The organism is Pseudooceanicola marinus (assembly GCF_002786295.1).
GTDB classification, from domain to species: domain Bacteria; phylum Pseudomonadota; class Alphaproteobacteria; order Rhodobacterales; family Rhodobacteraceae; genus Pseudooceanicola; species Pseudooceanicola marinus.
Map to the genome: position 1 here is coordinate 23,012 of NZ_PGTC01000029.1, position 25,264 is coordinate 48,275.

At 67.6% G+C, this 25,264-nt stretch carries 22 protein-coding genes; 9 read left to right on the forward strand and 13 right to left on the reverse strand.

Annotated features, from left to right (window positions below; all coding sequences use genetic code 11):
- The first annotated feature begins 29 nt into the window (after positions 1–29).
- The 3 genes from acnA (at position 30) to CVM50_RS19445 (ending at position 4,382) form a co-directional block, all read left to right on the forward strand.
- On the forward strand, positions 30–2,774 hold the full coding sequence (gene acnA, locus CVM50_RS19435) for an aconitate hydratase AcnA (RefSeq protein WP_085887063.1): 2,745 nt from the start codon (positions 30–32) through the stop codon (positions 2,772–2,774).
- A 147-nt stretch (positions 2,775–2,921) separates the two neighbouring features.
- Positions 2,922–3,650: an SDR family NAD(P)-dependent oxidoreductase gene (locus CVM50_RS19440; protein ID WP_085887064.1), complete on the forward strand. Its 729-nt coding sequence runs from the start codon at positions 2,922–2,924 to the stop codon at positions 3,648–3,650.
- 33 nt (positions 3,651–3,683) lie between these two features.
- The gene (locus tag CVM50_RS19445; protein ID WP_085887065.1) at positions 3,684–4,382 is read left to right on the forward strand and encodes a DUF4396 domain-containing protein; all 699 of its coding nucleotides are present in this window, start codon (positions 3,684–3,686) and stop codon (positions 4,380–4,382) included.
- A 128-nt stretch (positions 4,383–4,510) separates the two neighbouring features.
- On the opposite strand, the gene CVM50_RS19450 is transcribed toward CVM50_RS19445, so the two are convergent.
- From CVM50_RS19450 to yajC, 10 genes are all read right to left on the reverse strand, one after another.
- Positions 4,511–5,047, reverse strand: coding sequence for a DsbE family thiol:disulfide interchange protein (locus CVM50_RS19450; protein WP_232618308.1), 537 nt, complete (start codon positions 5,045–5,047; stop codon positions 4,511–4,513).
- Positions 5,048–5,083: 36 nt separating this feature from the next.
- Positions 5,084–5,242, reverse strand: a complete 159-nt coding sequence (gene ccmD / locus CVM50_RS19455) for a heme exporter protein CcmD (RefSeq protein WP_198431948.1) — start codon at positions 5,240–5,242, stop codon at positions 5,084–5,086.
- 2 nt (positions 5,243–5,244) lie between these two features.
- Positions 5,245–5,994, reverse strand: a complete 750-nt coding sequence (locus CVM50_RS19460; RefSeq protein ID WP_085887066.1) for a heme ABC transporter permease — start codon at positions 5,992–5,994, stop codon at positions 5,245–5,247.
- A gap of 58 nt (positions 5,995–6,052) precedes the next feature.
- Positions 6,053–6,709, reverse strand: coding sequence for a heme exporter protein CcmB (gene ccmB / locus CVM50_RS19465; RefSeq protein WP_085887067.1), 657 nt, complete (start codon positions 6,707–6,709; stop codon positions 6,053–6,055).
- Positions 6,706–7,329, reverse strand: a complete 624-nt coding sequence (gene ccmA / locus CVM50_RS19470) for a heme ABC exporter ATP-binding protein CcmA (RefSeq protein WP_085887068.1) — start codon at positions 7,327–7,329, stop codon at positions 6,706–6,708. The genes ccmB and ccmA overlap by 4 nt, the downstream gene beginning before the upstream one ends.
- A gap of 352 nt (positions 7,330–7,681) precedes the next feature.
- A complete protein-coding gene (locus CVM50_RS19475; protein ID WP_085887069.1) occupies positions 7,682–8,035 on the reverse strand; it encodes an Mth938-like domain-containing protein in 354 nt (117 codons plus the stop codon).
- 38 nt (positions 8,036–8,073) lie between these two features.
- Positions 8,074–8,853 carry a TSUP family transporter gene (locus CVM50_RS19480; RefSeq protein ID WP_085887070.1) on the reverse strand — a complete coding sequence of 260 codons (780 nt, stop codon included), beginning with the start codon at positions 8,851–8,853 and terminating at the stop codon, positions 8,074–8,076.
- On the reverse strand, positions 8,850–9,821 hold the full coding sequence (secF, locus tag CVM50_RS19485) for a protein translocase subunit SecF (RefSeq protein WP_085887071.1): 972 nt from the start codon (positions 9,819–9,821) through the stop codon (positions 8,850–8,852). Before secF ends, CVM50_RS19480 begins: the two co-directional genes overlap by 4 nt.
- A gap of 2 nt (positions 9,822–9,823) precedes the next feature.
- Entirely contained in the window at positions 9,824–11,467 is a 1,644-nt protein-coding gene (secD, locus tag CVM50_RS19490) for a protein translocase subunit SecD (protein ID WP_085887072.1), read from the reverse strand.
- A 93-nt stretch (positions 11,468–11,560) separates the two neighbouring features.
- The gene (gene yajC, locus CVM50_RS19495; RefSeq protein ID WP_085887073.1) at positions 11,561–11,854 is read right to left on the reverse strand and encodes a preprotein translocase subunit YajC; all 294 of its coding nucleotides are present in this window, start codon (positions 11,852–11,854) and stop codon (positions 11,561–11,563) included.
- Between the two features lie 359 nt (positions 11,855–12,213).
- Between yajC and CVM50_RS19500 the strand changes: the two genes are divergently transcribed.
- The 4 genes from CVM50_RS19500 (at position 12,214) to CVM50_RS19515 (ending at position 16,012) form a co-directional block, all read left to right on the forward strand.
- Positions 12,214–12,909 (forward strand): hypothetical protein, encoded by a 696-nt coding sequence (locus CVM50_RS19500; protein WP_085887074.1) that lies wholly within the window; start codon positions 12,214–12,216, stop codon positions 12,907–12,909.
- 128 nt (positions 12,910–13,037) lie between these two features.
- A complete protein-coding gene (locus CVM50_RS19505) occupies positions 13,038–13,766 on the forward strand; it encodes a pentapeptide repeat-containing protein (protein ID WP_085887075.1) in 729 nt (242 codons plus the stop codon).
- A gap of 128 nt (positions 13,767–13,894) precedes the next feature.
- A complete protein-coding gene (gene serS / locus CVM50_RS19510) occupies positions 13,895–15,187 on the forward strand; it encodes a serine--tRNA ligase (RefSeq protein ID WP_085887076.1) in 1,293 nt (430 codons plus the stop codon).
- Between the two features lie 102 nt (positions 15,188–15,289).
- Positions 15,290–16,012, forward strand: a complete 723-nt coding sequence (locus CVM50_RS19515; RefSeq protein ID WP_085887077.1) for a tryptophan-rich sensory protein — start codon at positions 15,290–15,292, stop codon at positions 16,010–16,012.
- Between the two features lie 60 nt (positions 16,013–16,072).
- On the opposite strand, the gene der is transcribed toward CVM50_RS19515, so the two are convergent.
- From der to CVM50_RS19530, 3 genes are all read right to left on the reverse strand, one after another.
- Complete coding sequence (gene der / locus CVM50_RS19520) at positions 16,073–17,614, reverse strand: ribosome biogenesis GTPase Der (protein WP_085887078.1); 1,542 nt, start codon at positions 17,612–17,614, stop codon at positions 16,073–16,075.
- Between the two features lie 233 nt (positions 17,615–17,847).
- On the reverse strand, positions 17,848–19,233 hold the full coding sequence (locus CVM50_RS19525) for a PQQ-like beta-propeller repeat protein (protein WP_408634079.1): 1,386 nt from the start codon (positions 19,231–19,233) through the stop codon (positions 17,848–17,850).
- Positions 19,234–19,357: 124 nt separating this feature from the next.
- Positions 19,358–20,008, reverse strand: coding sequence for a tetratricopeptide repeat protein (locus tag CVM50_RS19530; protein ID WP_085887079.1), 651 nt, complete (start codon positions 20,006–20,008; stop codon positions 19,358–19,360).
- 305 nt (positions 20,009–20,313) lie between these two features.
- Here CVM50_RS19530 and CVM50_RS19535 point away from each other — a divergent pair, with 305 nt between their 5' ends.
- The gene (locus CVM50_RS19535; protein ID WP_085887080.1) at positions 20,314–21,666 is read left to right on the forward strand and encodes an efflux RND transporter periplasmic adaptor subunit; all 1,353 of its coding nucleotides are present in this window, start codon (positions 20,314–20,316) and stop codon (positions 21,664–21,666) included.
- Entirely contained in the window at positions 21,663–25,238 is a 3,576-nt protein-coding gene (locus CVM50_RS19540; protein WP_085887081.1) for an efflux RND transporter permease subunit, read from the forward strand. The genes CVM50_RS19535 and CVM50_RS19540 overlap by 4 nt, the downstream gene beginning before the upstream one ends.
- The last annotated feature ends 26 nt before the right edge of the window (positions 25,239–25,264 follow it).

Consider the following 25,264-nt stretch of genomic DNA (forward strand, 5'->3'; position numbering starts at 1 on the left):
CTCATTCTCATTGGAAGGGAGCCATCTCCATGCCCATCGTAGTCGGACAGGACACCGCCAAGACGCGCAAGACGCTGACGGTCGGTGACAAGAGCATTGCCTATTACTCGATCCCCGCGGCGGAAGCTGCCGGGCTCGGCGAGTTTTCGAAACTGCCCGCCGCCCTCAAGGTGGTGCTGGAGAACATGCTGCGTTTCGAAGACGGCAAGACCGTCTCCGTCGACGACATCAAGGCCTTCGCGGAATGGGGCGCCAAGGGCGGCAAGAACCCCCGCGAGATCGCCTATCGCCCGGCCCGCGTCCTGATGCAGGACTTCACCGGCGTTCCGGCGGTGGTCGACCTGGCCGCCATGCGTGACGGCATCAAGGCCCTGGGCGGCGACGCCAAGAAGATCAACCCGCTGGTCCCCGTCGACCTGGTCATCGACCACTCGGTGATGATCGACGAGTTCGGCAACCCGCGCGCCTTCCAGATGAACGTGGACCGCGAGTACGAGCGGAACATGGAACGCTACCAGTTCCTGAAGTGGGGCCAGACCGCGTTTGAGAACTTCCGCGTCGTTCCCCCGGGCACCGGCATCTGCCACCAGGTGAACCTGGAGTACCTCGCCCAGACCGTCTGGACCGACAAGGACCAGGACGGCACCGAGGTCGCCTATCCCGACACGCTGGTCGGCACCGACAGCCACACCACCATGGTCAACGGCGCCGCCGTCCTGGGCTGGGGCGTTGGCGGCATCGAGGCCGAGGCCGCGATGCTGGGTCAGCCGATCTCCATGCTGATCCCCGAGGTCGTCGGCTTCAAGCTGACCGGCGCGATGGTCGAAGGCACCACCGGCACCGACCTGGTGCTGAAGGTCGTCGAGATGCTGCGCGCCCATGGCGTTGTCGGCAAATTCGTCGAATTCTACGGCCCGGGCCTGGACAACCTGCCCCTGGCACAGCGCGCCACCATCGCCAACATGGCCCCCGAATACGGCGCCACCTGCGGTTTCTTCCCGATCGACGCGGAAACCCTGCGCTACCTGGAACAAACCGGCCGCGACAAGGACCGCATCGCCCTGGTCGAAGCCTACGCCAAGGAGAACGGGTTCTGGCGCGGTGAGGACTACGACCCCGTCTACACCTCCACCCTGGAGCTGGACATGGGCGACATCGTCCCCGCCATCTCGGGCCCGAAACGTCCGCAGGACTACCTGGCGCTGAGCACCGCCGCCCCGGCCTTCGCCAAGACCGTGGCCGAAATGCGCGGCATCGACATCTCCGCCGAAGCCCAGGAAATGGCCGACGAAGGCCCCGCCCCCGTGCTGGCCAAGTCGCCGCTGAAATCCGCCTCGGTCGACGGCGAAGACTACGAGCTGAAGGACGGCTCGGTCGTGATCGCCTCGATCACCTCGTGCACCAACACCTCGAACCCCTACGTGCTGATCGGCGCGGGCCTGGTCGCCAAGAAGGCGCATGAGATGGGCCTGAACCGCAAGCCCTGGGTGAAGACCTCGCTGGCCCCCGGCTCGCAGGTCGTGACCGAGTACCTGGATGCCGCCGGCCTGACCGAGCACCTGGACGCCGTGGGCTTCAACCTGGTCGGCTACGGCTGCACCACCTGCATCGGCAACTCCGGCCCGCTGCAGCCCGAGATCTCCAAGGCGATCAACGACAACGACCTGATCGCAACCTCGGTTCTGTCGGGCAACCGCAACTTCGAGGGTCGGATTTCGCCGGACGTGCGTGCCAACTACCTGGCCTCGCCGCCGCTGGTCGTGGCCTACGCCCTGGCCGGTGACATGAACATCGACATCGCCAACGACCCGATCGCCCAGACCCCGGAGGGCAAGGATGTCTACCTGAAGGACATCTGGCCGACCGACGCCGAGATCGCCGAACTGGTCGAGAAGGTGGTCACCCGCGAGGCGTTCCAGTCCAAGTACGCCGACGTCTTCAAGGGCGACGAGAAGTGGCAGGCCGTGGAAGTTTCGGGGGCCGAAACCTACGACTGGCCGGCCTCCTCGACCTACATCCAGAACCCGCCCTACTTCCAGGGCATGGGCGCGGAGCCGGGATCGGTCAACGACATCACCGGCGCCAAGGTCCTGGCGATCCTGGGCGACATGATCACCACCGACCACATCTCGCCCGCCGGCTCCTTCAAGGACACCACCCCGGCCGGCAAGTACCTGATCGAACGTCAGGTGCCCGTGCGGGAGTTCAACTCCTACGGGTCGCGTCGTGGTAACCACGAGGTCATGATGCGCGGCACTTTCGCCAACATCCGCATCAAGAACGAGATGCTGGACGGCGTCGAAGGCGGCTACACCCTGAGCCCCACGGGCGAGCAGACCTCGATCTATGACGCCTCGATGGAATACCAGGAGGCAGGCATCCCGCTGGTCGTCGTCGGTGGCGAACAGTACGGTGCGGGCTCCTCGCGCGACTGGGCGGCCAAGGGCACCAACCTGCTGGGCGTCAAGGCCGTGATCGCCGAGAGCTTCGAGCGGATCCACCGCTCGAACCTGGTCGGCATGGGCGTGATCCCCTTCGAGTTCACCGGCGGCGACACCCGCAAGACCCTGGGTCTGAAGGGCGACGAAACCGTGGACATCGAGGGCCTGGGCGACGTGAAGCCGCTGCAGGAGGTCCCGGCGACCATCACGATGGGCGATGGCTCCAAGAAGGAGATCACCCTGAAGTGCCGCATCGATACCGCGATCGAGAAAGAATACATCGAGCACGGCGGCGTTCTGCACTACGTGCTGCGCGATCTGGCCAAGTCCTGATCCCCGCTGCGATGGATTGACGGAAAGGGCGCCTTCGGGCGCCCTTTTCTTTCGTGCCGGGCGCCAATGCCGCGCGCCTCCCCCCGAAGCGTCACCCGCTGTCGGATGGGGCTTGCCTCTCGGCGGCAGCCGGCGTTCTCTGGTCCGATGACACAGCCCGTTTCCTCCACCCACCTCCCCGTTGCCCTTGTCACCGGGGGCGCGCGCGGCATCGGCGCGGCGATCACCCGCGATCTGGCGCGCGACCACCGCGTCGTCTTTACCTATCGTGGCGCCGAGGCGGCCGCGCAGGCCCTGGCCGCCGAGCTGCCCGGGAGCCTGGCTCTGGCCGCAGATTTCGCCGACCCCGCAGCGCCCGAGGCGTTGATCGACGCAGTGATGGCGGCCACGGGACGTCTGGACGTTCTGGTGAATGCCGCCGGCACGGTGGAGGAAGAGGACGCGCTTAGCGTCGACATGGCCTCGGCCGAGCGTCAGATGCGGATCAACGCGCTGGCGCCCGCCGCGCTGATCTCCGCCGCGGGCGGGCTGATGCGTGAGGGCGGCGCGGTGGTCAACGTCACCAGCATCAACGCCACCTTCCCGCCCGCCGGCGCGGTGACCTATGCCGCCTCCAAGGCCGCGCTGGAAAACTACACCCGCGGCTTTGCCAAGGCGTTCGGGCCCAGGGGCATCCGCGTCAACGCCGTGGCCCCGGGGGCGGTGGAACGCGCCCATGCGCCGCGTCCCGAGGCCCTGCAACAGGCCTTCCTGAACGAGACCGCCCTGGGCACCTTGGCCACGCCCGAGGACATCGCCCAGGCCGTGCGCTACCTGATCGCGGCGCCGGGTGTGACCGGGGTCATCCTGCCGGTGTCGCGCGGGTTCAGACTCTGAGGAACCGATACCGGCCGCATCCGTTGGCCCCATATGACCCTGACAGAACTCTCTCCCTGGCTCCTGGGCGCCTGGGCGGTGGTGATGCTGCCCTCGCTGGCCCTTGTCCTCCATGACCTGCGCCGCCACAACAGCCACCTGATGCCGCTGATGCAGGTGGTCTGGGCACTGACGGTCTTCTACTCCGGCCCCCTAGGCCTGCTGATCTACTGGCGCACCGGGCGCAAGAGCATCCCCGATGACGGCGACTGGCGCCGCGCCTTCCGCTCCGTCGCGCATTGCTACTCTGGCTGCGGCATGGGCGAGATCGTCGGCGTGACCCTAGCCGTGGGGCTACTGGCGCTCGGCAATGCCTGGACGGCGGCGATCACCTTCGCCTTTGCCTATCTCTTCGGCTTCGCCCTGACCGTCGGGCCGGAAATCCAGGGCGGTACAGCCCCGCGCACCGCCGTCATGGACGCGCTGAAGGCCGAGACGCCTTCGATCGTGATGATGGAGCTGGTGGCGATCAGTGTCGACCTGTTGCTGGCCGGGGACGCAGGCATGGGCGATGCGCTCTTCTGGCTGTCGCTGGTGGTCTCGCTGACCTGTGGCTTGCTGGCGGCCTGGCCGGTGAACTACTGGCTGATCCGCCGTGGCGTGAAAGAAGGCATGATGGACCCGCGCATGACCGACCATCACGGGCATGGTCACGACGCGCATGAGCAACACGGACAGGCCGCGCAGGGCTGACACGTCGTCGCGCCCGCCCGGCCTGGGCGATCACTGACGCTGAACGGAAAGCGCGCCGAGGCTTGGACAGCACCGGCGCGTTTCGCAGTCTCAAACTCGCCGGGCGGCCCGGGCGGTGGCCAGAGAGACTACTCCCCCCGCGCCTCGGCAATGGCCGGGCGGATGGTGCTTTCCAGAACCCGCTCGGTGATCGGCCCGGCAAAGCGGGTGATGATCACCCCGTCGCCGTCGATCACGTAGGTTTCCGGCACACCATAGAGGCCCCAGTTCAGGCCCATGCGCCCCTGGGCGTCGGCACCGACGGCGGTATAGGGATCGCCCAGTTCGGCCAGGAAGCCGCGCGCCGCGTCGGGTTTGTCCTTGTAGTTCACGCCGTAGATCGGGATCCCCTCCAGCCCAAGGGCCAACAGGTTGGGATGTTCCACCCGGCAGGGCGCGCACCAGCTGGCCCAGAAGTTCACCAGCTTCACCTCGCCGTCACGCAACGTGGCGTCATCGAAGGGCGTCAGCCCCTCCAGCGCGGTCACCTGCACCGCCGGGGCCGGCGCGCCTGCCAGCGCAGTCGGCAGCTGATCCGGGTCCTCGCGCTGCATGCCGATGTAGAAGAGCGCAGCCAAGGCCGCAAAGACCAGCGGCGGCAATACCATCAGGGGTTTGATCTTCATCCCAAGTCCTTTCCGGCGCGTCCTGCGCCCGCGCCGTTATTGCGCGCGCTTGCGCCGCGCCTCGACCGTTTCCAGCTCGGCCCGCATTTTTCGCGCGCGCCAGATCGACCAGACCGCCAGCACCACCAGAAGCAGCAGCGACACCGCATAGGCCGACAGCACCGTATCGGCGTATTTCCCAAGTTCCGGCATCATCCTCAGCCCCTCCTTTCACGCGCCATCAGCGCCCGCATCCGCCGCGCGCGGATCTCCGTCTGGGTGCGCAGCAGCACCAGCGCCACGAAGAACAGCACGAAGCCCGCCATCGAGAGGAAGAGCGGCGCGGCAAAGACATTGCTGACCCGTTCCTCGGTGTCCCCCGCCAGGGCCCCCGCGCGCATCACGCTGGCGCCCTGGTGCAGGCCCTGGTTCCAGAAATGCACCGCATAGCGGCTGAGCACGGCAAAGACGGAACCGACGATGCACAGGATCGAGGTCAGGTCGGCCGCCGTGTCGTCATCCTCCACCGCGGCCCAGAGCGCGATGTAGCCCAGGTAGAAGAGGAAGAGGATCAGGAAGGAGGTCAGACGCGGGTCCCAGACCCACCAGGTACCCCACATCGGCTGGCCCCAGATGGCGCCGGTGGCCAAGGCGATGATCGTCATCACCGCCCCGATGGGCGCCGCGGCGCGGGCCGCCAGGGCGCTGACGTGGTGGCGCCGGATCAGCCAGATCAGCGAGGCCAGCAGCATCATGAACCAGCCATTGATCGCCATCAGCGCGGCGGGCACATGCAGGTAGATGATCTTCACCGTCGATCCCTGACGATAGTCATCGGGGGTGAAAAAGAACCCCCAGACCAAGCCTACCACCATGCAAACCACGGTCAGCCCGGTCACCCAGGGCAGAAGCGCCTGGGACGTCTCGATGAACTTCTTCGGATTGGCATATTCCCAGATCGATTTCATGGCTTTCGCCTATCCCCTTTCGCCCGTTCGGGACAGTAAACTTAAAGACAGCCCGCCATCAACGCAGGTTCACCCGCAGGACCGCCGCGCTGGCAAAGGGCAGCAGGGCCAGCGTGGCGCAGGTGATGCCGGCCAGCAGCAGCAGCGGCACCTCCACCGACAGCCCCCCGGCCCCGCGCCGCGCCACCTCGGCGCCGAAGATCAGCGTCGGCACGTAAAGCGGCAGCACGATCAGCGACATCAGCAGCCCGCCCCGTTTCAGTCCCACGGTCAGCGCCGCGCCGAAGGTGCCCAGCACCGACAGCGCGGGCGTGCCCAGCAAAAGCGACAGGAACAGCCACAGATAGCCCTCGCCCGGCAGGCTCAGCATCAGCGCCAGCAGGGGCGCGGCCACCACCAGCGGCAGCCCGGTGGTGATCCAATGCGCCAGGGCCTTGACCGTGACGATCCCCTCCATCGGCAGGGGCGCCGTGGCCAAGAGGTCCAGACTGCCGTCCTCGCGATCCAGCGCGAAGATCCGGTCCAGCGACAGCAGACAGGCCAGCAGCGCGCCCACCCATAGGATACCGGGCGCGATCCGCGCCAACAGCGCGCTCTCGGGGCCGACGCCGAAGGCCACCAGCGCCACCAGGATCAGGAAGAAGGCAAGGCCCAGGCCAAAGCCGCCCCCGGCGCGCACCGCCAGTTTCAGGTCCCGGGTCAGCAGCGCGATCACAGGAAGGCCTCGTCGAAATCATCAAGCTGCGCGGCGGGCAGCACGGCCTTCAGCGGGCCGACGTCCAGCACCTCCGCCTCGGGCAGGCCCAGTTCGATATGGGTGGCGATGACCGCCATGCCACCGCGCGCCAGGTGGCCGCGCACGGCCTCCGCGAAAAGGCCGACCGAGGCCGTATCCAGCGACACCGTAGGCTCATCCAGCAGCCACAGCGGCCGGCCTGTCACCATCAGACGCGCCAGACCCAGCCGGCGCTTCTGCCCGGCCGAGAGGGTCCCCGCCAACCGGTCGCGCAGCCCTTCCAGGTCGAAGGCCGTCAGCGCCGGGTCGATCTCGCGCAGCCCGTGGACGGCGGCCCAGAAGGTCAGGTTCTCGGTCACCGTCATCTGCGCCTTCAGCCCGTCCGCATGGCCGCCATAGGCCACGGCTTCGCGATCAAAGGACATCTCGCCGGCCAACGGCGGCTGCAACCCAGCAAGCGCCCGCAGAAGCGTCGTCTTGCCCGATCCGTTCGGTCCGCGCAGGATCAGCGCGCGCCCCGGCGCCAGGGTGAAACTCACCCCCGCCAGCAACGGCACGCCCCCGCGGGCGACAGCCAGATCGGTCACTTTCATCTCCATGGGAAATCCATAACCCGTTCACGCGAAGGGCAAAAGAACCGATCCGTCTCACCCCGTCCTTGACATGGGTCAGGTGAATGGTGCGGCGACACCCTGGGCGAGCGAATTTCAAACCATCGAATGGGAGAAGGCGGCAGCGCCGGCTCCCCCCACTTTGGCAACAGGCGCGCGCCAGCCGCGGTCAACAGGCACGCCCGCGCCTCCCCGGGTGGCCCCCAATCTCTCTATTTTTTGGCCAGAAATATCCCCGGGGAGAATTGAGCCAAAGGCTCAAGGGGGGCAGAGCCCCCTTTTTCCTTCCATTTGTCGCCCTCCGGCGACGGAGGGGGCACAGCCCCCCCCCCTTCCCCGCTCAGACCGACAAAAGCGCGGCGGCGACCCGGCGCCCTTCGGACAGCAGGATGTTGAAGCTGCGGCAGGCCGAGGGTGAGGCCATGGGTTCGATCCCCACGCCCGCCTCGTCCAGCGCCTCGCGCAGGGTCGCGGGCACCGGGGCCATGGTCTCGCCCGTGCCCAGCAGGATCACGTCCACCTGGCCCGCCAGCGCCTCCAGCGTGGCGGCATCCTCCAGCCCGCCCCACGGTCGGGTGGAATTGGCAAGGACCAGCACAGGCGCATCGACCACCTCGCCGCCGACGCGGAAGAAGCCGGGTCCGTAGCCGTCGATGGGCCGGGCATCGTCATAGGAAATTTCGACAAGATCCATGGGGTTCTCTCCGTCAATGATCGGTGTCTGGGGTCAGCTCAGCGGTGGAAGATCGGCAGGCCGGAGACGATCGCCAGGGCGATCACCCCATAGGCCAGCCAGCGGTAGGCGCGTTCATGTTCGGGCGCGAAAAGGCGCTGGCCCACCAGGATGCCGACAGCATAGGGGATCGCCAGCAAAAGGGCCAGCCACAGCGCCGAGGCAGTCACCCGCCCCTGCCAGAACAGCCCGGCGATGATGGCGATGTCCAGAAGCGCCAGAAAGAGGATCGTATTGGCCCGCACCACGGCGGCGCCCGAGGGGCCCGCCAGGTAGAAGAGGATCACCGGCGGCCCGGTCAGCCCGGTGGTGCCCCCCAGCACCCCTGCCGCCGCGCCAACCCCGGCCAGGCCAGGCCAGCGCACCCGCCCGCCATAGCGCCACCCCGAGATCAGCGCCGCCAGGGTCAGCGCCGCCGCCCCGCTGACGCACCAACGCAACGCCGCCTGCGGCAACCAGCCCAGCAACCACAGGCCAAGCGGCGCGGCCAGGATGGCCGCCCCCGCGAGCACGGCCACCTGGCGCCGGTCCGCCTCGCGCGCCGCGCGCGGCACGATCACAGGCCAGGTCAGCACCCCCATCCCCATGACCACCACGATGGCCTCGGGGACCGGCAGGAAGATCCCCGCCACCGGCATGATGATCAGGGCCGAGCCGAAGCCCGCGAACCCGCGCACCACCCCCGCCGCCAGGCAGGTGAACAGCAGAACGAAAAGGCCGGGGCTTGCGAAAGCCCCGGCCAATCCCTGCGTCACCGCCTCTGCGACAACGCCGCTCATGCGTCGATATTGGCGAACTTGGTGCCGGCGCCGCCGCCCGAGTTTTTCGTCCAGTCGCGTTTCACGCCCAGCCACAGCACCACGTTCTTGGCCACGTAGACCGAAGAATAGGTGCCGATGACCACGCCCCAGGTGATGGCGAAGACGAAGCTGCGGATCACGTCGCCGCCCAGCACCAGCAGCGCGATCAGCGCCAGCAGCGTGGTGCCCGAGGTCATGATCGTCCGGCTCAGCGTCTCGTTGACCGAGATGTTCATCACGTCGATCAGCGGCTTCTGCTTGAACTTGCGCAGGTTCTCCCGCAGCCGGTCGAAGATCACCACCGTGTCGTTGATCGAATAGCCGATGATCGTCAGCAGCGCCGCGATGGTCGCCAGGTCGAAGCGGATCTGCAGCAGGCTGAACACGCCGATGGTCAGGATCACGTCGTGGAACAGCGCAAAGACCGCCCCCAGCGAGAACTGCCATTCAAAGCGCAGCCAGATGTAGAAGAGGATCGCCGCCAGCGCCGCCGAAACGGCCAGGACGGCCGTCTGGATCAGCTCGCCCGACACCTTCGGCCCGACGCTTTCGACGCTGGTGAAGCGGATCGAGGGATCCACCTCCTGCAGCGCGGCCTCCACCGTGGCCACCGTCTCGGCGGCGACGGCTTCCTGCTCGTCCTGGGCCTGGATGCGGATCATCGCCACATGCTTGCCCTCGCCGAAGGACGGGTCGAACACCTCGGAGATCACCACGTCGCCCAGCCCCAGCGGGTCCAGGGCATCGCGATAGGCGCCCACGTCGACCGAGCTGGTGCTTTCGGTGCGCAGCGTGGTGCCGCCGCGGAAGTCGATGCCGAAGTTCAGCCCGACCACCAGCCAAAGGATCACCGAGGCGACCATGGCCACCGCCGAGATCCCGAAGGTCAGGTAGCGGTACTTGAAGAAGTCGATGTGGGTTTCTTCGGGAACAAGTCTCAGCCGCATGATCAGATCTCCAGCGTCTTGGGCCGCGCCCGTTCGAACCACATGACCACGATCAGCCGCGTGATGTAGATGGCCGTGAAGACCGAGGTGAGGATGCCGATCCCCAGCGTCACCGAGAAGCCGCGCACGGGGCCGGAGCCCAGCACGAAGAGGATCACGGCCACGATGAAGGTGGTGATGTTGGCGTCGATGATCGCCGACAGCGCCCGGTCATAGCCCAGCTCGATCGCCCGCGCCGGTCCCTTGGCCGTCTTCAGTTCCTCGCGGATCCGCTCGAAGACCAGCACGTTGGCGTCCACCGCCATGCCGATGGTCAGCACGATGCCGGCAATGCCCGGCAGGGTCAGCGTCGCCCCGATCATCGACAGCAGGCCGAAGATCAGCCCGACGTTCAGGATCAGCGCGATATTGGCGAAGAGGCCGAACAAACCGTAGCTGGCGAACATGAAGACCAGCACGGCGACGCCTGCCACGATACAGGCGATCTTGCCCGCCTGGATGCTGTCGGCGCCCAGTTCCGGGCCGATGGTCCGCTCTTCAAGGAAGTCGAGCCCAGCCGGCAGCGCACCGGCGCGCAGCAGGACGGCCAGCTGGGTGCTTTCCTCGACGCTGAAGTTGCCGGTGATGATGCCCGAACCGCCGGCGATATGCGCCTGGATGACCGGGGCCGAGATGACCTCGTTGTCCAGCACGATGGCGAAGGGGTTGCCGATATTCTCGGCGGTGTAATCACCGAACTTCCGCGCGCCCGAGGGGTTGAACCGGAAGGACACGGCGGGCCGCCCGTTCTGGTCGAAGCTGGGCTGCGCATCCACCAGTTCCTCGCCCGAAACGACGGACGCGGTTTCCAGCACGTAGAAGAGACCGTCATCATCCAGCGACGGCAGCACTTCCTGCCCCGCGGAGGGGCGGGTGTCGCCATTGGTGGTGGAGGAGACGACGGGCTGGAAGGTCAGCTGCGCCGTGGTGCCGATGATCTCCTTCAGCTCGGCCGCCGAGCCGATCCCGGGCACCTGGATCAGGATCCGGTCGCTGCCCTGGCGCTGAATGGTGGGTTCGCGGGTGCCGACCTCGTCGATCCGGCGGCGGATGATTTCAAGGCTCTGGCGCACCGTGCGGTCGTCCGTCGCCAGGCGCTCGGCCTCCGACAGCTGCACGGTGATCGTGTCGCCCGCGCCAGAGACCACGATGTCGCTTGCCCCCGCCCCGGTCAGCGAGGCGACCGGCTGCGACAGCCCGCGCACCAGTTCTACCGCGCGGTCGAGACCGGCCGGATCGCCGATGCGCACCACCAGGGTGCCGTCGTCGGAGGGTTGCAGGCGGATCGTGCCGACCTCGTCGCGGTGATCGCGCAGCAGGTTGCGCACCTCGGGCCACAGCCCTTCCATGCGCGTCTGGTAGACCTCTTCCACCCGCACTTCGGCCAGCAGATGCGCCCCGCCCCGCAGGTCGAGGCCGAGGTTCACCAGACCAGAAGGCAGGAAGGAGGGCCAGCCGCCGACGCCGGTGTCATCGCCCGCCTGGGCGGCCACCTCGTCGTTGTAGGTCTCGACCCGGGAATAGAAGGCATTGGGAAGGGCCAGCAGCAGACCGAGGGCGACAAGCCCCCAGATCAGGACCCGTTTCCACGTTTCGATTTGCAGCATGTCGGCCCTTTCCTGAAGGCGTCTGCCGGCACCGGGCCCGGATCACGCGACGGGGCGCGCCTGGCGCACCCCGACCGCCCGGACCCCGGGGCCTTACTTCGCCTCTGCGGCGGGCTCGGTCTTGGAGACCACGTTCGCGAGGGTGGACTTCACCACGCGGACCTTCACGCCCTCGGCGATCTCGACCTCGACCTCGCCGTCGTCCTTGACCTTGGAGACCTTGCCCATGATGCCCCCCTGGGTGATCACCTGGTCGCCCCGGCGCACGCCATCGACCATGGCACGATGTTCCTTCATCTTCTTCTGCTGCGGACGGATCAGCAGGAAATACATGATCGCGAAGATCAGGATCAGCGGCAGGAACTGCGCGATAGCGTTGCCTTCCATGGGGCTCCCCTCTTTTGGCCACCCGCGAGACTGCCCCGCGGAATTTGGCCGGAACCTATGTGCGGTGCTGGGGGATTGCAAGGTGAGAAGGGGCGCGGGCGGGTGCGCGGCGCACACATTCGCGGGGGCTCGAGGGTGCTGCGGCGGGGTTTCGGGCGGGTCGGAGATTTTGGGCGGCGGGGTGTCTGGGTGTGGCGTGAGGCTGTGCCCCGTCGGCTGGAGGTCAGCCCACCGTCTTTCGGCCATCGTCCCACCCTGCCCCCGGGAAACGCCCCGGGAGCCTGTCGCCGCTGTTGCGCTCTGGCGTCAGGGCGTTAACCATTCGGGCGGGATCTTGGGACGCGGGGGACAGGCGAAAGATGGATAGCTATCTGCAAGTGGTGACGCATCCATTTCTATGGATAGCGGCGGGGTTCGTTGTTCTCTTCTATCTGGTGCAGATGCTTGTCTCCTGGGACAGCAGCAAGGACGATCAGTCCCGCCACCTGCGCACCTCGCCGAGCGAGATGCTCATCCGCTGGCTCAAGGGAAACTACGTCCCGACGATCCTGCTTACCACCGCCCTCCTCGCCATTCTCGCGCTAGGCTTCTACCTGTTCGACATCGCCCGCGCGGTGCACAACATGGTCGGCCTGCTGCTGGACCAGACCCGCGACATCCGCGCCGGGGAAGCCGATCTCTCCGACAGCTCCGACACCCTGCGCGACCTCGCTCATGGCTCTGCCCTGCTGCTCGGCGTCCTTGCCGCCGCCGCCACGATCTTCTTCTCGGTCATCCGAGTCTGGATCAACGACCGCAATATCCGCGCCACCGAAGACGGTTTGGTGACCGACCGGATCAACAAGGCGGTTGAGGGGCTGGGAAAGTTCACAGAGTTCAAGACCACGCAGAAATTAGCTGGCGGTTCTTTCCAGACAGTCGAAGAAACGAAGCCAGACTTGGTCGTACGAATTGGGTCAATTCAGGCCCTTGAGCGCATCGCTGAAGACAGCGAACGGGATAGGGAGCGTATTGTAGTGCTACTGACGGAATACATCAGGGAGAATGCGCGTTGAGTGGAGGAGCCAGCCAATCCTCGCGGGAGGCAACCGCGGCCAGACGAGACATCAGAGCCGCTTTAGAAGCAGTGCTGAGAGTTCGAGCCTTGGCTTCACGAGCAATTGAAATCCCTCGCAGGTTGGACATGTCGGACACAGATTTTTCCCATGCAGATCTCCAAGGTCTGGATCTCAGCGAAACGCAGTTTAGGAACACAACATTCCGCGAAGCCCAGTTGAACCAATCGAACATGTCCGGCGCCACACTCATCAGAGCAATACTAGACGGCGCTCATTGCCTCTTCACTAATTTCACATCCGCCGACCTGACTGCCTCCTCTTTGGTAAAAGCCGTTCTTCGCCGTGCAAACCTAGAGGGGGCCGTTTTCACGATGGCAGACCTTTGGTGCGCAGACCTTAGGGAGACGAATTTGCGTGGCGCTAACCTTTCGAGGCCAAAGCGGTTTGGGGCGCACCTTAATCGGTCTGACTTATCCTACGCAAAGCTGCGCGACGTAGATCTTCGCGGCGGCTTCATCAGAGGCTGCAATTTCAACGGCGCAGACCTTGGGTGGACGAAATTCGATGACGAGACCGAGTTCCAGGGTTGCTCCTTCGCGGGCGCTGCTTTGAAGGAAACTGACCTGAGCGACGTCAAGCGGATCAAACCCTATTTGAAGAACATCTTCTTCGATGGCTCCGTTACGCTGCCCGGCGGGATCACACCTCAGCACCCCGACTGGCCCAAGGATCGCCCCAAGGAGCGCCTGTTCGGTGGCCTCTACACCGAGGAGAGGGATTCTGAGTTCCACCAAGCCTGGCGCGCCTGGCAGCGCGAGCATCACCCGGACACCCTCCCCGACCACCTCCGCTAGCCCCCGCGCCACACTCCCCGCCTGCCGCGCCCGCCCCCGCACTCCCCTGTACCCTTTCGCGGGCTTTTGCGGCATAAGGCCCCCGACTCAACGCGGCCCCGCGCCGCCCCATTTCAGGAGTGCACGACATGCATGACATCCGCACCATCCGCGACAATCCGGCCGCCTTCGACGCCGCCCTGTCCCGCCGTGGCGCCTCGCCCGTGTCGTCCTCCTTGCTGGCCCTCGACGAGGAACGCCGCGCCAAGATCCAGGCCGCCGAGACCGCCCAGGCGGAGCAGAACGCCGCCTCCAAGCAGGTCGGCGCCGCCAAGGCCAAGGGCGACGAGGCCGAGTTCGAGCGTCTGCGCGCCCTGGTGGCCGAGAAGAAACAGGCGGTTGCCGCCATGCAGGCCGAGGCCAAGGAGCTGGACGCGCAGCTGACCGAGGCCCTGATGGGCATCCCCAACCTGCCCTTCGACGACACGCCCGACGGCAAGGACGAGGACGACAACGTCGAGATCCACCGCTGGGGCACCCCGCCCGAGCTGTCCTTCCCCCCGAAGGAGCATTACGAGCTGGCGGGCGTCGTCCCGGGCATGGATTTCGAGACGGCGGCGAAGCTGTCGGGCTCGCGCTTCGTGGTGCTCTCGGGCGCCGTGGCGCGGATCCATCGGGCGCTGGCGCAATTCATGGTCAACACCCACGTCGACGAGAACGGCCTGACCGAGACCTGGACCCCGGTTCTGGTGCGCGAAGAGATGATGCTGGGCACCGGCCAGCTGCCGAAGTTCGGCGAAGACAGCTATCAGACCCGCGAAGGCTGGTGGCTGGTGCCCACGGCCGAGGTGACGCTGACCAATATCGTCAATGGCGTCGTGGTCGAGGAAGGCTACCTGCCCCGCCGCTACGTGGCCCACACCCAGTGCTTCCGTTCCGAGGCGGGCTCTGCGGGGCGCGACACCGCCGGCATGCTGCGCCAGCACCAGTTCGAGAAGGTCGAGATGGTCTCGATCACCCATCCCGACGCCTCGCGCGAGGAGCTGGACCGGATGACCAAATGCGCCGAGGGCATCCTGGAGAAGCTGGGCCTGGCCTATCGCACCATGGCCCTTTGCACCGGCGACATGGGGTTCGGCGCGCGGCGCACGCACGACATCGAGGTCTGGCTGCCCGGGCAGAACACCTACCGCGAGATCAGCTCGGTCTCGGTCTGCGGGGATTTCCAGGCCCGGCGGATGAACGCGCGGTTCAAGCCCGCCGATGGCGGCAAGCCGCAGTTCGTACATACGCTGAACGGCTCGGGGCTTGCCGTGGGCCGCTGCCTGATCGCCGTGCTGGAAAACGGCCAGCAGGAAGACGGCTCGGTCAAGCTGCCCGAGGTGCTGGCCCCCTACCTGGGCGGCAAGCTGACCCTGACCGCCGAGGGCGTTCTGGCTTAAGCTACGGCGCCCATACGCCTGCGACAAAATGACAAAAGGCGAGGCCCCGGTGAACCACACCGGGGCCTCATGCGTTTGTCATACGACAAACGGAGGTCTCCCATGTTCCGCATGAAAGCCATTCTCGTGCTCTGCGCCACGATCGCCTTTGCCCTGTCGCCGGTGGTCTCCCCCGGCTTTTCGGGGTTCACCGCCGATCAGTTCCCGGTGCCGCAGGTCGATCCGCCGATCCAGCCCATGGGGCTGACCTTCGCGGTGATCTGGACGGTGATCTATGGCTGGCTGATCGTCATGGCGATCTATGGCCTCTTCAAACGCGCCGACGATGCGGGCTGGGACGCAGGGCGCTGGCCGCTCTTCGCCTCGCTGGTGGTGGGGGCCGCCTGGATCCCGGTCGCCAACCTGACGCCGATCTGGGCGACGGTGCTGATCTGGATCATGTGGGCCACCGCCCTCTGGGCGCTGTGGCGGGTGCCGGGGCGCGACCGGCTGTGGCTGCAAGCGCCGCTTGGCCTCTACGCGGGCTGGCTGACGGCGGCCTCCTGCGTGGGCACGGGTGTGCTCGCTACCGGTTACGGCGCGGCGCCGGTGCTGTGGGTGCATGGCGCCTTCCTGCTACTGGCCAGCTGGATCGCCGTGGCCGTGGCACGGCTGTCGCCCGGCGCGCGGCCCTTCTACCTGGGTGCCATGCTCTGGGCGGTGCTGGGGATCGTGATCGACAATGCCGTCGCGGGCCGGTGGATCTTCGGCGGGATCGCCGCGGCGGTGCTGGTGGTGCTTCTGCCGATCTTCGCGAGACATCTGCGGCGCTTCGCGGCGACCTGACCGCGGCAACCGGGATAAAAGGAAAAGGGCGCCCGTCGGGCGCCCTTTCGCATGGCCTGATCACTTCACCGGCTTGCGGCCCAGGGGCTTGCCGCCCGAGGGGCGGCTGCCGCGCTTGGGCTTCTCGTCGGCGCGGCCCTTGCCCAGGTGCTTGCGCAGGCGCGAAGGCGTCGTCTTCGTCTTGTTCTTGTAGGGGTTCTTGTCCCCCTGCCCCCGCATGGTCAGGCGAATGGGAGTGCCCGGCATGTCGAAATCGGCCCGCAGCCCGTTCACCAGGTAACGCGAGTAACTGTCGGGGATCTTGTCGGGATGGCTGCACATCACAACAAACCCCGGCGGCCGCGTCTTGGCCTGAGTCATGTAGCGCAGGCGGATGCGACGGCCGCCCGGGGCAGGCGGCGGGTGCTGCTCCAGCATGGCAGTCAGCCAGCGGTTCAAGCGGCCAGTGGAAATGCGACGGTTCCAGACCGCATGGGCCTTCAGGATCGCATCATGCAGGCGGTCGAGGCCGCGGCCCGTCTTGGCAGAGACGGTGATCAGCGGCGCGCCGCGCAGCTGCGGCAGCAGGCGCTCGAAGCTCTCCTTCAGCGCCTTCAGCTTCTCCTGCTTCTCGTCCTCGATGTCCCACTTGTTGACGGCGACGACAACGGCACGGCCCTCGCGTTCGGCCAGGTCGGCGATGCGCAGGTCCTGCTGTTCAAAGGGAATGGCGGCGTCGAGCAGGACCACCACCACTTCCGCGAACTTCACCGCGCGCAAGCCGTCGGCCACCGACAGCTTCTCGACCTTGTCCTGCACCTTGGCCTTCTTGCGCATGCCGGCGGTGTCGAAGATCCGCGTGGGCGTGCCCGCCCAGTCGATGCGCAACGAGATCGAGTCGCGGGTGATCCCGGCCTCGGGGCCCGTCAGCAGGCGATCCTCGCCCAGGATCTTGTTGATCAGGGTGGATTTCCCGGCGTTCGGCCGGCCCACCACGGCGATCTGCAGCGGGCGGTCCTCGCTGGGGGCCCAGGCGGCCTCGGCCTCTTCCTCGCCGCCGTCTTCCTCCGGCACGCTCACGTCCATCTCGGGCGCGGCGGCCACGGCCACGGCGGTGCGTTCGGCGAAGGTCTCCGACAGGGGCAGCAGCGCACCGAAGAGATCGGCCATCCCCTCGCCATGCTCGGCGGAGATGCGGACCGGTTCGCCCAGGCCGAGGTTCCAGGCCTCCAGCACACCGGCATCGGCGGCCGAGCCCTCGCCCTTGTTGGCGGCCAGGATGACGTGATCGGCCTTCTTGCGCAGGATCTCGGCGAAGACCTCATCCGTCGGCGTCACCCCGGTGCGGGCGTCGATCATGAAGAGGCACACATCGGCCATTTCCACGGCGCGTTCGGTCAGGCGGCGCATGCGCCCCTGCAGGCTGTCGTCGTTGGCATCCTCCAGCCCGGCGGTGTCGATGACGGTGAAGTCGATGTCGCCGAGGCGCGCCGCGCCTTCGCGCAGGTCGCGCGTGACACCGGGCTGGTCATCCACCAGGGCGAGCTTCTTGCCCACCAGGCGGTTGAACAGCGTCGACTTGCCGACATTGGGACGGCCCACGATGGCCAGGGTGAAGGACATGAACGCCTCTCAGGGTTGCGAAAGCGCCGCATAGCGCGGAATGGGGGCCGCCGTAAAGGCTGATCGACCACGGCGCGTCTTCCACCGGGACGCGAGGGGGCGCTGCCCCCGTCTCCGTGCCGGAGACTCCCCCGGAGTATTTTCAGCTGTCGGATGACAAAGGCGCGGCGCCCTGTTCATCCGACAGCCCCAAATACTCCCGCCGGAGGCAACCGGCCAGGGGCCGGTCCGGCTCAGCGATAGGCCAGCAGCTGGCCCTTCTTGTTCAGCACGTAGAGCACACCACCCGCAACGACGGGCGCCGAGGCCGCGCCCGCGGGCAGTTCCGCCGTGCCGGCCAGCGCGCCCGAGACCGGGTCGAAGAAGCGCAGGAAACCGTCGGAGGAGGCCACGACCAGGCGGCCACCGGCCAGGACCGGGCCGTAGTGGGCAAAGACGGCGCCTTGGCGGCGCGGCCGGGACTTCTGGAAGAACGGCAGGTCGACGCCCCAGATCCGCGCGCCGGTTTCGGCGTCGAGGCGCACCAGTTCGTTGCCGTCGCTGAGGATGAAGACAGACCCGCCGGTGACCCAGGCGGGGCCCATGGGGCCCTCGTCGGCGGTCCACTTGCGGGTGCCGCTGGCCAGGTCCAGCGCGACCATGCGGCCCGACTGGTTGCCGGCATAGACCGTATCGCCGACCACCACCGGGTCGCCGGTGATGTCGCTGAGGTTGGCCCGGGCAAAGCCCGAGCGGCGACCGGTGATGATCGTCGACCAGACGGACATGCCGCCCTGGCGGAAAGCGGCCTGCACCTCGCCCGAGCCGAAGCCGAAGAGCGCATATTGATCGGTCAGAGCCGGGCTGGGCGCGCCGGCGAAGTTGTTCACGTCAGGCGTGGCCGACAGCTGCCAGCGGACGCGACCGGTTTCGGTGTCCACCGCCCAGGCCTGGGATTCGCCCGAGGTCACATAGACCAGACCGTCGTAGACCGTCGGCGCGCCGGTGGCCGGGGCCAGCAGCTTCTGACGCCACAGCACCGTGCCGGTTTCAGGATCCAGCGCCGAAAGCTCGCCGAAGCCGGTGGTGACGAAGACGCGACCGTCACCATAGGCAACACCGCCGCCCGAGGCCTGCCCCGTACGGTCCTGCGCTGGCACCATTTCCGTCTGCCACAGCAGCGCCCCGGCGGGCGAGGTCGCCGCCACATGGCCGGTGGAATCCAGGGTGAAAATGCGGCCCGACGCCACCACCGGATCGGACGTGATGAAGGCCTTGCGCCCGTCGCCATCACCGATCTTGGTCTGCCAGATCAGCTGCGGCGCGCCCGAAAGCGCCGCATGGGCGACCCGCGTCGAGGGCGTGCCGGAGCCTTGGGTCCAATTCGCGTTGGTGGTCTGCGCCGGCAGCGAGATCGGCCGGGCCTCATTCACCGGTACCTCGGCGACGTCGCCCGGCACCTGGTCAGTGAGGACCGACCGCAGGTCCTCGCGCTCTCCGAGCAGTGTCACTTCACGTTCGGCACAGGCCGAGAGCGCCAGCAGCGTCGCCAGCCCCAGGGGCAGCAGGCGTCCCGCGCGCCGGCGCGGCCCCTCCGCTGCCATGATCCGATTTCCGACCGAGCTGCCCTGCTTCGTCATGCCGCGCATCACCTTCCGCCTGTCCCGGCCCCGACGCGTCCTGCATCCGGGCCTTTTCCTGCCGGGTCAGGGACTTGTCCGTCCCGCCCGTCTTTTCTCGTCACTGCCGTCAGGCCGTGCAGGCTCAGCCCGCCTCGGCCGGGTCGCCGCCCAGGGCCACCATCAACTGACTTGCCCGCTGACGCAAGCCCTCCGTCACCTCGGCGTCGTCGAGGATCTCGCGCAGCACGCCCAGGGCGGCCTCGTTGTCGCCTTCAGCCACATGGGTCAGCGCGATCTGTTCCTCGGCCAGCAGGCGCAGCGGGTTGCCCGGCACCGCCAGTTCCAGCAGCGCATCGCGGCGTGCCCCAGGCTCCATCTGGCCGCTTTCCAGCAGCAGCCGCTTGAACCGGGCAATGTCAGCATAGATACCGGTGGCTGGCGTGTCGGCCAGGGCCGCGGCGGCCCGGGCCGGATCCTCGGCCCCGGCGGCCGCCTCGGAGGCGGTCAGGAAGGCCAGCAGCGCCTGCTGCTCGGGCGTGGCGGCCTCGACCCCTTCCAGCCCCGTGATACGCGCCTCGCTGTCATCGGCGTCCAGCGCCGCCAGGATCGCATCCCCGAAGGCCTCCGCCTCGGCGCGTTCCTGCGCCTTGCGCCATTCGTTCCAGGCCGCGCCCCCGACGATCAGCACCACCGCCAGGATGGCGATCCAGCCATAGCGGCGCAGCAGACCATAGAGACGGTCGCGGCGGACCTCGTCATTGACTTCATCGATGAAACTGTTGGCGTCGCTCACGTTCGGCCCCCCTTGCGCATTTGGCCCCTCCTTACCCCGTCCCCCCGGGCGTGCCAAGGGCGCGCATGGGGGACGGCGCGGGGCTGCGCAATGCGATCCCGGCGCGGTGCCTTTCAGGCGCGCGCGCCCATGCCGCACCCCTCTTCAGGTGAGGGCCTTTGGGAAAGATGTTGCCTTGAATCCCCGTTGGCAGCAGGCTTGCAGCAGAGGTCGGCGCCGCAGGGGCGTTTTTCTTGCATCAAACGCTGCCGTCTCTAAGGCGATCATAGAGTATCACAGTGTAACGCAACGCCTCGGGTATCATCATGCGCCTCCTGTCCATCCTCTCCGCGATCCTGGTGGTTTGCGTCCTCTACCTCGTGCTGCTGCAACGCCCCGCCCTGCTGACCTTTGCCTACGGCGAAGGGATCGACCAGGCTTTGGCCGTGGCGCGCGGCGAGGCCGAGCCCTCGGAAGCGGTACAGATCGCCCTCGGCACTGTCGAGGAGGCACCCGGGGAAGGTGGCGCAAGCGATCAGGCAGAGACCACGCCCGCCGCCGCCCCAGAGGCACAGGCGACAGACGCGGAGACCCGCGCCGTGCGCGTGGTGGCCCGCCATTCCACCGCGCAGATGGTCGACAGCGCCGTGCGCCTGCGCGGCCAGACCGAGGCGGCGCGCCGGGTGACGCTGCTGTCGGAAACCGCCTCCACCGTGATGTCCGCACCCCTCCCCCGGGGCAGCCTGATCGAGGCGGGCCAGCTGCTGTGCGAACTGGACCCCGGCACGCGTGAGACCGCCCTGGCCGAGGCCCGCGCCCGCCTGGCGGAGGCCGAGGCCGCGAAACCCACAGCCGCCGCCACCCTGGCCGAGGCCGAGGCGCGGCTGGAGGAGGCGCAGATCAACCTGACCGCCTCCGAGAAGCTGTCGGAAGGGGGCTTTGCTTCCACCACCACCCTGGCCGCGCGCCGCGCCGCCGTGCGCGCCGCCGAGGCGGGCGTGGCTGCCGCCGAGGCCGGACTGACCTCGACCGATGCGGGCCTGCAATCGGCTCAGGCTGCCGTCGCCGCCGCCGAGAAGGAGATCGAGCGGCTGCAGATCCACGCCCCCTTCGCCGGGATCCTGGAGGACGACACCGCCGAGCTGGGCGCCTTCCTGTCCGTGGGCGGTCACTGCGCCACGGTGATCGCGCTGGATCCGATCCGGCTGACCGGCTACCTGCCCGAAACGGAGGTCGAGCGGGTGGAGATCGGCGCACCCGCCGGCGCCCGGCTGACCGCCTCGGGGCGCGAGGTCATGGGACAGGTCACCTTCCTGTCGCGGTCGGCCGATGCCACCACCCGCACATTCAAGGTCGAGATCTCGGTGCCGAACCCCGATCTGGCCATCCGCGAAGGCCAGACCGCCGCCATTGCCATCGAGGCCGAAGGCGTGCTGGCGCATTTCCTGCCCCAATCCGCGCTGACCCTGAACGACGAGGGCACCCTGGGCGTGCGCCTGGTGGGCGCCGAGGGCCTGACCGAGTTCGCCCCCGTGGCCGTCCTGCGCGACCAGGTGGACGGCATCTGGCTGACCGGCCTGCCCGAGGAGGCCGACGTGATCGTCATCGGCCAGGAATACGTCATCGCCGGGGTGCCGGTGATCGCCAGCTTCGACAGCCCGGCGGAGGCCACGCAATGACCGGCCTCGTCGACTGGGCCGCCGCGCGGGCCCGCATGATCCTGGCCTTCATCGCGCTGTCGCTGCTGTCGGGCGGGTTCGCCTATGTCTCCCTGCCCAAGGAAGGCGAGCCGGACATCGAGATCCCCGCGCTCTTCGTCTCGGTCCCCTTCCGCGGCATCTCCGCCGAGGACAGCGAGACCCTGCTGGTCAAGCCGATGGAGACGGAGCTGTCGGACCTTGATGGGCTGAAGCAGATGACGGCGACGGCGGCCGAAGGCTATGCCGGCCTGGCGCTGGAGTTCGAGTTCGGCTGGAACAAGACCGAGACCATGGCCGAGGTCCGCGATGCCATGGGCCGGGCCGAGGCGAAGTTTCCAGAGGGCTATGACAGCTACTCGGTCAACGAGATCAACTTTTCAGAATTTCCGATCATCATCGTCAACCTGACGGGCGACGTGCCCGAACGCACGATGGCCCGGGTGGCCGAGGACCTGCAGGACCGGGTGGAAGGCATCGAGGCGGTGCTGGAGGCGGGCATCGCCGGCAAGCGCGACGAGATGGTCGAGGTGCTGATCGACCCGCTGCGCCTGGAAAGCTACAACGTCACGGCCGATGAGCTGATCTCGGTCGTGCAGAACAACAACCAGCTGATCGCCGCCGGCGAGGTCGACAGCGAGGCGGGCACCTTCTCGGTGAAGATCCCCGGCAGTTTCGACGACGTGCGCGACATCTACGCCCTGCCGGTGAAGATGAATGGCGACCGGGTGGTGACGCTGGGCGAGCTGGCGACGATCCGCCTGACCTTCGAGGATCGCGAGGGCACGGCGCGGTTCAATGGCGAGACGACGGTGGCCCTGCAAGTGGTGAAGCGGAAGGGCTTCAACATCATCGACACCGCCGAGGAGGTGAAGGCCGTGGTGGCCGAGGCTGCCGCCAACTGGCCGCCCGAGCTGCGCGCCGCCGTCAACGTGGGCACGTCGAACGATCAAAGCCGCGTGGTGGGCTCGATGGTGGATCAACTCGAAGGCTCGGTGCTGACCGCCATCGCCCTGGTGATGATCGTGGTGCTGGCGGCCCTGGGCCCCCGCCCCGCCCTGCTGGTCGGCTTCGCCATCCCCACGTCCTTCCTGCTGTGCTTCGTCCTGCTGGGCCTGATGGACATCACCATTTCCAACATCGTCATGTTCGGCCTGATCCTGGCCGTGGGGATCCTGGTCGATGGGGCCATCGTGGTGGTGGAGTACGCCGACAAGCGGATTTCGGACGGGGTCGGGCCGATGCGCGCTTATGTGGAGGCCGCCAAGCGGATGTTCTGGCCCGTGGTCAGCTCGACCGCCACGACGCTTTGCGCCTTCCTGCCCATGCTCTTCTGGCCCGGCGTGCCGGGGGAGTTCATGGGGATGCTGCCCGTGACCCTGATCTTCGTGCTGGCCGCCTCGCTGGTGGTGGCGTTGATCTACCTGCCGGTGATGGGGGGCGTCACGGGGCGCATCTCGCGCGTTTTCGTCAACAGCTCGGACGCGCTACGGGCGAGGTTGCCCTGGGTGCTGCGCGCGGCCCTGGTGCCGCCCGCCCTGCTGGGGATGTATCTGGGCGCCATGCTGGTGCTGAACCCGGGCTATTTCGGGCCTGCGCCCCTGCCCGGCGCGGCGGCGGTCCTGCCCGGCGCGGCGCTGTTCCTCGCCGCCAGTTTTGCCGCCTCGATCACCCTGGGCGCGGCCAAGATCTCCCGCCGGCGCCGCCTGCGGGCCGGCAACCGGCGCAGCCTCTTCGGCTACGTGATCTGGGCGATCACCGCCAATCCGATCATGCCGCTGGTCACCATCGCCGCCGTCATCGCCTTCGTCGTGTCGGTCTTCGGCTACTACGGCGCCAACAACAACGGGACGGAGTTCTTCACCGAAAGCGAGCCGGAGCAGGCCATTGTCTATGTCAGCGCCCGGGGCAACCTGTCGCTGGCGCAGAAGGACGCCCTGGTGCGGGAGGCGGAGGAGATCGTGCTGGCCCATCCCGGCGTGCTGAACGCCTTCGCCTTCGCCGGGGACGGCGGGCTGTCGACCAACACCGGCGGCGCGGAACCGCCGCTCGACACAATCGGTCAGATCCAGCTGGAGATCGTGCCCTGGGAAGACCGCCGCGACCGGCCCGAGTTGGACGGCGACCTGGTGATCGCGGATCTGACCGAGGCGACTAGCCGCATCCCCGGTATCAAGATCGAGATCCTCTCGGCCAACATGGGCCCTGCCTCGGCCAAGCCCGTGCACCTGCGCCTGATGGGCGACAACTGGGACGAACTGCGCGCGGCCACCGCCCGCGTGCGCGAGCAATTCGAGGACACGCGCGGTCTGACCCTGGTCGAGGACACCCTGCCCCTGCCCGGCATCGACTGGCAGATCGACGTGGATGTCGAAAAGGCCGGGCGCTACGGCGCCAATGTCGCCACCGTCGGTGCCATGGTCCAGCTAATCACGCAAGGGCTGGAGCTGGACACCATGCCGGTCGACAGCTCGGACGAGGAGATCTCGATCCGGCTGCGGCTGCCCGAGGCCGACCGGGTGCTGGCGACGCTGGACACGCTGAAGGTGCGCACCGCCCAGGGGCTGGTGCCGCTGACGAACTTCATCACCCGTACCCCGGTGGCCAAGCTGGCGCAGATCAAACGGGTGGACGGTACGCGCTACTTCGACGTGAAGGCCGCCGTGACGCCGGGGCTGATGACGGAAGGCACCGATCCCCGCACGGGGGAGCCGACCCAGGTGCCCGTGACCCCGGCCGAGCGGATCGCGACGCTGCAAAGCTGGCTCGATGAGGAGGCCTCCCTGCCCGCCTCGGTCAGCACTGAATGGACCGGCGACCAGGAGGACCAGGACGAAAGCGCCACCTTCCTGATGACCGCCTTCTCGGCGGCGCTGGCGCTGATGTTCATCATCCTGCTGGCGCAGTTCAACTCCTTCTACAACGCCGTGCTGGTGCTGCTGGCGGTGGTACTGTCGACGGCGGGCGTGCTGATCGGGATGCTGGTCATGGACCAGGCGTTTTCCATCATCATGACCGGGACCGGCATCGTGGCGCTGGCGGGCATCGTGGTGAACAACAACATCGTGCTGATCGACACCTACCAGGAATACGCCGCCTACATGCCCCGGATCGAGGCGGTGATCCGCACCGCCGAGGACCGCATCCGCCCCGTACTGCTGACCACCGTCACCACCATGGCGGGCCTTGCGCCGATGATGCTGGGCCTGTCGCTGGACTTCTGGGCGGGTGGCTATGCCATCGACAGCCCGACGGCGCTGTGGTGGAAACAGCTGGCGACGGCGGTGGTCTTCGGCCTCGGCATCGCCACCATGCTGACGCTGGTCTTCACCCCCTCGATGCTGGCGCTGCGGGTCTGGGCCACGACCTATGTCACCTGGATCGCGCGTCTGCTGGCGAAGCTGTCACTGGGCAGTTCCAGCCGCGCCGCCCGCGACTGGGCGCTGAACCGGGCCGCGCGCCGGTTGAAGGCCCCCGAGATCCTCTGGCCGCTGGAAGAGGACCCCAAGGCCCCCGCCGCGCCGCGGATCTCGCCGCTGAACGCCGCGGAATGAGGGCAAGGGCGGCGGGGGCGCTGCCC